The 8,669-nt window shown below is 59.7% G+C and carries 9 protein-coding genes; 5 read left to right on the top strand and 4 right to left on the bottom strand.

The genetic code is table 11. From position 1 onward, the window contains the following. The first annotated feature begins 214 nt into the window (after positions 1-214). On the top strand, positions 215-868 hold the full coding sequence (gene parA, locus OQZ28_RS16645) for a ParA family partition ATPase (RefSeq protein ID WP_039733958.1): 654 nt from the start codon (positions 215-217) through the stop codon (positions 866-868). Further along, complete coding sequence (locus OQZ28_RS16640) at positions 865-1,155, top strand: ribbon-helix-helix domain-containing protein (protein WP_039733960.1); 291 nt, start codon at positions 865-867, stop codon at positions 1,153-1,155. The genes parA and OQZ28_RS16640 overlap by 4 nt, the downstream gene beginning before the upstream one ends. 61 nt (positions 1,156-1,216) lie before the next feature. On the opposite strand, the gene OQZ28_RS16635 is transcribed toward OQZ28_RS16640, so the two are convergent. Continuing rightward, complete coding sequence (locus tag OQZ28_RS16635; protein WP_034931806.1) at positions 1,217-2,317, bottom strand: replication initiator protein A; 1,101 nt, start codon at positions 2,315-2,317, stop codon at positions 1,217-1,219. 880 nt (positions 2,318-3,197) lie between these two features. Between OQZ28_RS16635 and OQZ28_RS16630 the strand changes: the two genes are divergently transcribed. Then, positions 3,198-3,434: a DUF4160 domain-containing protein gene (locus OQZ28_RS16630; protein WP_084758522.1), complete on the top strand. Its 237-nt coding sequence runs from the start codon at positions 3,198-3,200 to the stop codon at positions 3,432-3,434. Beyond that, positions 3,424-3,831 carry a DUF2442 domain-containing protein gene (locus OQZ28_RS16625; protein ID WP_007396288.1) on the top strand — a complete coding sequence of 136 codons (408 nt, stop codon included), beginning with the start codon at positions 3,424-3,426 and terminating at the stop codon, positions 3,829-3,831. The genes OQZ28_RS16630 and OQZ28_RS16625 overlap by 11 nt, the downstream gene beginning before the upstream one ends. Positions 3,832-4,166: 335 nt before the next feature. On the opposite strand, the gene OQZ28_RS16620 is transcribed toward OQZ28_RS16625, so the two are convergent. The 3 genes from OQZ28_RS16620 to OQZ28_RS16610 all read right to left on the bottom strand — a co-directional run bounded on the left by OQZ28_RS16620 (position 4,167) and on the right by OQZ28_RS16610 (position 5,353). Next, positions 4,167-4,670, bottom strand: a complete 504-nt coding sequence (locus OQZ28_RS16620) for a Ros/MucR family transcriptional regulator (protein WP_110914707.1) — start codon at positions 4,668-4,670, stop codon at positions 4,167-4,169. After that, a complete protein-coding gene (locus OQZ28_RS16615; protein ID WP_034926726.1) occupies positions 4,663-4,929 on the bottom strand; it encodes a conjugal transfer protein TraD in 267 nt (88 codons plus the stop codon). Before OQZ28_RS16615 ends, OQZ28_RS16620 begins: the two co-directional genes overlap by 8 nt. A gap of 64 nt (positions 4,930-4,993) precedes the next feature. Next, positions 4,994-5,353: a conjugal transfer protein TraD gene (locus OQZ28_RS16610; protein WP_199858345.1), complete on the bottom strand. Its 360-nt coding sequence runs from the start codon at positions 5,351-5,353 to the stop codon at positions 4,994-4,996. A gap of 96 nt (positions 5,354-5,449) precedes the next feature. Between OQZ28_RS16610 and traA the strand changes: the two genes are divergently transcribed. Beyond that, positions 5,450-8,669, top strand: a 3,220-nt coding sequence (gene traA / locus OQZ28_RS16605; RefSeq protein ID WP_458136667.1) for a Ti-type conjugative transfer relaxase TraA, incomplete at its 3' end; no start/stop codon positions are given.

Genomic DNA, 8,669 nt, shown 5'->3' with positions numbered 1-8,669 from the left:
GCCGTCTCCAGCGGCATCCCCCTCAACATGGTGCAGAAATGGCTCGGTCACGCCCAGCTCTCCACCACCGCCATCTACGCCGATGCCGTCGGCGCCGAGGAGCAGGATATCGCACGGAAAATGTGGGAGTGATTTTCTGTCATTCTCTCTTGTAGATAGAGCAGATTTTCACGTATGACCACATGCAAACATGAGGTCATGTAAGGACGTTCACATGCCAACAATAGCGATTATCAGCCAGAAGGGTGGGGCTGGAAAAACCACTCTGGCCTTGCATCTGGCTGCTGCGGCTGAGGATGCTGGCCATACAGCATTGGTGATTGATGTGGACCCACAGGCGACGGCGAGCCAATGGGCCGCATGGCGTAAGGATGCTCCGCCGGTTGTAATTGACAGTGCTCCGCCTCGTCTCGCGGCTAAGATCGGACAGGCCCTGAGTCAGGGTGCTGAGTTCATCGTGATTGATACTCCGCCTCACGCTGATAGTGCGGCTAGTGCTGCCGTTGAAGTCGCCGATTTGGTATTAATTCCATGTCGGCCGAGTGCGTTCGATCTGGCAGCAATCAAAACGACTGCCAGCCTTATAAAAATGCGTGGCAAACCAGCCTTCGTCGTTTTTACAGCGGGAAGTCCGACTGCTCCACGTATGTATGAGGAGGCCACACAACTCGTACAAAGTTACGGACTGAACGCATGTCCACATATTATCGCTGATCGTGCAGTTTTCCGTCATGCTGCGGCGGAAGGGAAAACTGCAATGGAAGTAGAGCCTAAAGGCAAGGCGTCTGATGAGGTAAGGCTGCTTTACAAGTGGACATGCAAGCATGTAAACATGCAATCATTAAGGAAGCGGAGAGCTAGTGCATGAGCCGGAAGGGGTCTCTACTGTCGTTGCGGGATCGTGATTCCGCAATATCGCCGGTTGCAGTTGCATCAGAAAGCAAGGTTGCTGCTACCAATGTTGTTGGTACAGCCAGCAAGCAGGTTGCGCCGAGCCGTCAGGGCAAGAAAGCCATGACCGGCTATTTTAGTCCGGAAATGTCATTTGCTATGCACATGACCGCCAGAAAGCATGGGATGAGTTTACAGGATGCGATGGCCGACGCGTTTAACGACTGGCTACGCAAGATGGGAGAAAGTCCTGTGGGCAAGTAGGCATGTTTACGTGCGGTCATGTTTGCATGTAAGCATGTACACTTGCTGGCGTATGCCGGAATCAGCGTATTGGGTTGCGTTCGTGCCGTTTTTTACAAAAGCCAATAAAGGCTCCGGCAGGGCTTTTAAGCTCTGGTTTTCCCATGTCGTGCCACCATGAAACCCATTCGTCATGGAGAGCATAGATGTCATATCCTGGCGCAACGGTTTTAGCGTCATGCATGGTTTCGGGGTCGATGTAGGGAGCATCCCTCATAGGGGCGATAACATCGACCTTTGTTTTAAGGCTCAAACGGTTGCGAAATAGAATGATGTCGTCGGCCATTGTGATGGCATAGTCAGGAAAATGAGCATGACTGGTGTCATGCGCACAAACTTTCTTAACCAAGGATCGAAAGACGCGAAGCGGGCTATTTGAGCCGCATTTTTTTTGCAGCAGCTCTAATCCGATCTTCCATTCATCTTTCATACCGCAGTGTTTGCGGGCTAGTTCGTACATGCGTCGTTCGAACGGTTTACGAAGTCGGAAATAGTCTCGGTGAAGTGTGAGGACATTCTTGCTGATGACTGAACGATAGACCCAATCTGACAGAGTGATTTCAAGATCAAGCATTCGGCCGTCAAACGTCTTACGGGTGATTCTAGCTTCTTCGATCAAACCGAAAATTCGAGTTTCTTCAATGCCGCCTGTTTGAATGTTGGTTCGCACGGTTGTTCCGCGCAAGCGTGTCAACGCGTCGGTCAGTAGCCTATAGCCTGCTCCGCTGGTTTGACGATTGGTAGCGACCAGCATGTCATAGGCTTGAAGGCGGAGTGTTCGGCCAGGTTGTTCGCCGTGATTCATTTTCGCAACGAGCTGAGAGATGCAGTAGATTAGGATATCCTTGTCATGGATCGTTGCCAGCCCTTTGCCAGACGGGATGATCTCTATGATATTCCCATTGTGTTCATAGCGTCGCATCCGGTTGTCTGGCTTGGTCGAGAGCGAAAAAACAGGATGCTCCATTGACGCCATATCATCTTTGGGAATGGCATCGAGCACGTCACAGATGAATAGATCCTGATTTGGATGGCGGACTGGAAGGAGGGGCGTGCGATCATCACCTTCCACAGCCAGAGAAGGCGCAATGTCGAACAAGGAAGGAGAAGATTCTATCGTCATTTCAATTACAGATAGCTACTATCGTCACTTCACATACGCAAGCCAATTATCGTCATTTTAGATTCAGGCTGAGCTTATCGTCATTTCAATTACGCATACTTGCTATCGTCATATTAGATTCAGTTTATCGTCATAGTGGATTCAGTTTATCGTCATAGTGGATTCACAGGACGATAGAATCTCTCGATAAAACCGTTATTATTCAGTATGTTATTTGAACTATAAAAATCCGTAACACCATTTAAACACCTATTTAAACACTCTAATGTTGTGGATAACTTTTTATTTCCTGAAATTTGTAGCCAAATTGAACCCAAGCACCGCCTCTTGGGGGCTCCGCCCCCGCCAGCTCGCGGCCTACGGCCGCCCCGATCGCGCTTCGCGCGATCTCCCACCCGGCATCCCCCTACTTGCCCTTTCAGGGCTACGCTAAGCAGACACGCCTACGGCGCGAAATCATAATCTGACGATGCGTTGCATCGTCTCTCCCCCAGCACCTTCCTCTCCCGCGTCGGCGCCTTCGGCGCCCTACGGGGCTCCCGCTCCGCGCTCGCCCGACGCCTGCAACACCAGAAGAACCGAACAAGACCGTAATCTGCTCAAGACGCACCGGTGTTCAGGCGATCATTCAGCGGCTCACGTGTTGCAGCATGCCCGTCAGACGCCACAGGATGGCCGTACAGGCATTACCGTGTGTGGTGGCTAGTTTGTGTGGGCAGTAACGGGAATTGCGCTTTGTGCGGCCTCTCAGGGCGCTCTGCTAGCTTTATCAGGAATTGATGGGCTGTCCATTTCTGTCTGACCGTCCAGATATCCTCCTCCTGACTTTCAGCGGGATGGTTCTGATTGAAAAACCCAAGCGTTAGGGATATGGTGCATTATGCCGACGCTTCTACGCATCAATGGATTTCGTGTCGTGATTTACACGGCAGATCATGTGCCAATGCACGTTCACGTCATAAGCGCGGATGGGGAAGCGGTGATTGAAATTGGCAGGAAAGCCCGACTGATACGGGCAGGTGGCATGAAAGATAAGGTCTTACAGGAAGCCCTTGTCATCGTGCAGGACCACGCTGAGATGTTGGCTGAAGCATGGGAGAAGATACATGGCGAATGACATGAACTATCAGGCCGCTCGTGAAGCAGACGCGCTTCATAGAGCGGCAATTCCTCATGCGGTCTCCGCACGGTTTATCCGTGCTCGCCGCGCTCTTCACGTCACGCTCTCCAACGGTGTTGAGATGAGCGTGCCTGTGGGTCTGATACAAGATCTGCAGGACGCTTCCCTGAATGATCTGGCCGAGATCGAGATCACTCCGCTGGGTAATGGCCTTCACTGGCCCCGTCTCGACGCCGATGTTCTGGTCGAAGGTCTGATCCACGGTATCTACGGTTCCCGAAGCTGGATGGCAGCACAGATGGGACGCGTGGGCGGATCGTCCGCCAGCCAGGCAAAGGCGGCGGCGGCACGCCGGAATGGTGCTAAAGGCGGTCGGCCAAGGAACGTCGCGTAAGATAGTCACCGCCTTTCAGGCGGTAGGGAAAAGCCGAGCCCTTTGGGCATGCCCGCACCAGTGGTGCAATGGTGTATGAGGCCCCGCTATTTATGGGTAGGCGCAATGTCGGCCTCGGGTATGTCGATGGGTCGTCACAAGGGTAGCCGTAGGGTCGTGAAACGGTCGTTCCATCAATGCATCAGGGACAGTCGTGACCATTGCACTCTGCGTCACCTTCCTGCGGTGTGCGAGAGCGTCCCCCTTATTGCCCGGGTTGTGGCAGGGGGAGCGGGTTATCCGTGCCGAGGCTGGCGGCCCATGCCTTCATGTCCCGTTTCTCCCGGTCTGGACCTTCAGGCCAGTTTCGGCCTGCGTCCGCGTTTCTTCTCTGGCAGGCGTGTGACCGGCACCCCAGTTCCTGATGTTTCCGAAGGGGCCGGTGTCTCCTTGACGGTCCGCCCCAGTCCGATCTCCTGTGCCAGGGCAGAACGTCGGGCTGCATAGGATGGGGCGGTCATCGGGTAGCTTTCCGGCAGGCCCCATTTCTCCCGATACTGCTCGGGTGTCATGCCATAGACAGTACGAAGATGGCGCTTGAGCATCTTCATTTTTTTTCCGTCCTCCAGACAGACAATGTAGTCTGGAAACACGGATTTCTTCACAGGCACGGCCGGCACCAGATCTGGTGTTTCGGTCATCGCCTGTCCCAGACTTCCGAGCGCCTGAAATACCGAGGCGATGAGGCCTGGCAGGGTCTCCGCCGGAACCGTATTGCTGCTGACATAGGCAGCGACAATCCGGGTCGTAAGCTCCCGCAGCGTGTCAGCTTCGGATGATCGTGTCTCGTGGTCAGTCATGGTCACGTCTGCCTGTTGTCCTGTCATGTTCCCGGTCCCTGTCGAAGGCATGAAGTCCCGCACGCCTCCAGCGTGTTTTCAGGTCAACCGGAGCAGTATCATTGCTGCCCTGGAGCTGTCCTGCAATATCCAGAAAAGCCCCGAGCAGGGTGGCGCGGTCATCATCTGTCAGATCGACCAGTCCCGCCTTCTGGACCAGGCCGCCCAGTTCGATCAGATGATGGGTGCGTTCCCGTCGCGCCTTCGCCCAGTCGCGCATGTCGGTGCGTGCCTTTCGTGCCTGATGGCGATGGATCAGGGCCGCCTGCTTCCTGATCCGTCTTTCAAGCGCCAGCACTTCCGTTCTGATCGTTTCCGGTTCCTTTCCGGCCGCCCTTTTTTGCGCCGGCCTGAAAGAACGTCGTCCCCCGTTCGGTCCACCTCGCGACGGCTTCGGGTTTGCCGTCCGCCTGTTCGACAGCCGCAAGCAGCACCCCGGCCAGCGCCTCGATCGACAGGGTATCGGCTCCCGTCGCCTCGACCAGTTCACCGAGCTGGAGGGTTCTTTGCGCCTTAAGCTGCCTGGTCTTTTCCTGAAGCGCCTTCAGTTCCGCATCAATGTCCCGTGGCTTGCGCATTTCCGGTCCCCTGTCCTGCTGGTCTGTGCCATACTCTACCACACAAGCGAGAACCGCGTCACTCATCCAGACAAATCAACCCTTGTTGTGCAGTAAAATGTGAGTGCGCGCTTATACGTCACTTCGTGACGTGCGCTTAGGTGGTGTGATAGGATCGCGTCCATGGCGATCTATCACCTGCATGCAAAGGTCATCAGTCGCGCCACCGGCCGGAGCGCCGTGGCGGCGGCAGCCTATCGTGCGGCGTCCCGCCTGCATGATTTGCGGCTGGATCGCGACCATGACTTTTCCAACAAGAGCGGCGTGGTGCATTCCGAGATCCTGCTGCCCGATGGCGCGCCAGAGCGGTTTCTCGATCGTGCAACCCTATGGAACGAGGTCGAAGCGATCGAGAAGCGCAAGGATGCCCAGCTTGCCCGCGAAGTGGAGTTTTCAATCCCGCGCGAAATGACCCAGGCGCAGGGGATCGCGCTGGCACGGGATTTTGTGCGGGAGCAGTTCGTGGAACGCGGCATGGTGGCCGATCTCAATGTGCATTGGGATATTGGCGAAGACGGACAGGCGAAGCCCCATGCGCATGTGATGCTGTCCACGCGGCGGATCGAAGTCAGAACCGGAGAGGCTGTGCATGGAAGACGAAACGGAATCCCGCATCCTGAACGAAGCGGCAGGGGCGCATACGACTTCGCGCCGGATCCTGGACCTGATGGAGCAGAAAGGGGAAGACGATCCGCTCAAGCTCATGATCCGTCTGCTGACAGAGATCCGGGAGACGCAGCGCGGCATCCTGCTGAAGCTCTCGACGCTGGAGAAGCGCTTGCAGCGGCTGGAAGAACGGCACGACTGATTGCGGCGGCACGGCTCCGGCATGAAGGTCTGGGGCTGGCGCAGAATCAGCCTTTCATCGGGTTCGGTGCGAAAGAGCGTTCGTGGAATGACAGGGATCTGCTGCTGACGTGGCGGGAGCGGTGGGCGTCGCTCGCCAATGAACGGTTGGCTGAACTGGACCTGGATGTGCGGATCGACCATCGGTCGTTTGCCGCACAGGGGATCGACCTTGAGCCGCAGAACAAGATCGGTCCGGCCGGGATGCGCCGGGAAGAACGGGGCGAGGATGCACAGCGGGTTGCCGACCATCTGGAGATCGCGCGGCGCAATGGTGAAAGGTTGCTGGCCGAGCCGCATGTGGCGCTGGAGGCGCTGACGCGACAGCAGAGCACATTCACCCGCCAGGACCTGGCGCGGTTCGTGGACCGGCACACGGCGGATGCTGAACAGTTTACGGCCGTCATGGTTCGGGTGGAGGTATGTCCGGAGCTGGTCGCCCTCGGGAAAGACGGTCATGGGCGGGAGCGGTTTTCCACGCGCGCGATGATCGGGGTCGAGCAGCGTCTGGAAGAGGCGTCGCTTGCGATGGGGCGATCCCAGGGGCATGCGGTGCCGCTGGCGGTGCGTCGGGCGGCGATGGCGCGGGACGGGCTTGGGGATGAGCAGGCGCTGGCGGTGGGCGAGGTCACGAAGTCCCGCGACCTGTCCGTGGTGGTCGGGTATGCCGGGACGGGGAAGAGCACCATGCTGGGTATCGCCCGCGCGGCATGGGAAGAGGCCGGGTATCGGGTGCGCGGGGCGGCGCTGTCGGGGATCGCGGCGGAAGGTCTGGAAGCGGGGTCCGGGATCGAAAGCCGGACGCTGGCCTCCCTGGAGCGGGCGTGGGCGCGTGGGTTCGACCGGCTGGAGCGCGGGGACGTGCTGGTGGTGGACGAGGCCGGCATGGTGGGGTCACGGCAGATGGAGCGGGTGCTGTCGGCCGCGCGCGGTGTTGGGGCCAAGGTGGTGCTGGTAGGTGATCCCGAGCAGTTGCAGGCGATCGAGGCTGGTGGCGCGTTCCGGGCGGTGGCCGAGCGGGTCGGGTCGGTAGAAATCACAGCCGTGCGCCGGCAGCGTGAAGGCTGGCAGCAGGCGGCCACGAAGGAGCTTGCGACCGGGCGGACGGATAGGGCGCTGGAGCGCTATGAGGCGGCCGGCCTGGTGCGCGGGCATGACACGCTGGAAGAGGCGCGGGCCGGGGTGGTGGCCGGGTGGGATGAAGCCCGGCAGGCCGCGCCAGAGGACAGCCAGATCATGCTGGCGCACCGGCGTGTCGATGTGCGGGCGCTGAACGAGGCGGCGCGGAAGATCCGGCGGGAGGCGGGTGAGCTGGGTGACGACGTGCTGGTGCCGACCGCCCAGGGCGAGCGGGTGTTTGCGGACGGGGAGCGGGTGTACTTCCTGCGCAATGACCGGGAGCTGGGGGTAAAGAACGGCACGCTGGGCACGGTGCGGGGCATCGAGGGATCGGCCGAGGCCGGGGACCTGGCACTGTCGGTGCAGCTCGACGGGCCGGGTGGGACCGGGCGTGGCCGGGTCGTGTCCGTGTCGGTGGCGGATTATGACGCGCTGGATCATGGCTATGCGGCCACCATCCACAAATCACAGGGTGTGACGGTGGACCGGGCGCATGTGCTGGCGACGGGGAGCATGGACCGGCATGGGGCCTATGTGGCGCTGTCGCGCCACCGGGAGAGCGTGTCCGTCCATTGGGGCCGGGATGATTTGGGTGACCGGGACGGGCTGGTGAAGCGGCTGTCGCGCGAGCGGCTGAAGGATACCACGCTGGATTACCCGCAGGTCCGGGATCGGGATGCCGGGTTCGCGCGGCGGCGCGGGCTGCATGTCCCCGAGAGCGAGATCGTGGTGGAGCGCGGCAAGGCTGCCTCTGGCCCCCGGAAGGACAGGCAGGCCGAAGTTGTCCGTACGCCAGATCCGGCACCGGCGCAGCGGAAGCGCGGGATGTTCGACGGGCTGGACCTGTCCGTGCGGGGGCGTAGCCGGACGGCGGACAAAGACGTGTCGGCCGGGATGGATGCCGGGGCCGGGAAGGGGGAAAGTGGGGTTGAGCGTGAGGCTCCCGCCTCTCCTTTTGCCGGGTTGCGGCTGCCCCGTGTGCAGCGCGCGCAGGTGCCGGCCGGGCTGGGCGGGTTTGTGCCGGGTGGTGATCCGCTCCACCAGGCGGTGGAGCAGTATGCGCGGGCGGTGCGGGACATCGGGCGCATGGTGGAGCAGGACCTGCCGGTGCTGGAGCACCAGAAGAAGGCATGGCTTGACGCCAGCACGGCCCTCGAACGGCTAAGGCCCGGGGCGGTGATCGGTCTGGAAACCGCAGTGAAGCATGAGCCGGAGATCCGGCAGGCCCTGTACGGGCTGGAAGGGCCGGCGCGGGCGCGCAGGCTGGTCGAGGGGCTGGAACACGAGGACAAGGTGCGGCATTCCCCCGAGTTGCGGGCGGCGCGGTTCGTGAAGGCGTGGGACGGGCTGAGCCGCGAGCAGCAGGGTGTGGCGCTCA

The sequence above is a fragment of the Komagataeibacter sp. NFXK3 genome (assembly GCF_054182245.1).
Note: the sequence above shows the minus strand (reverse complement) of the source record. Positions and strands in the feature narration are given on the sequence as shown.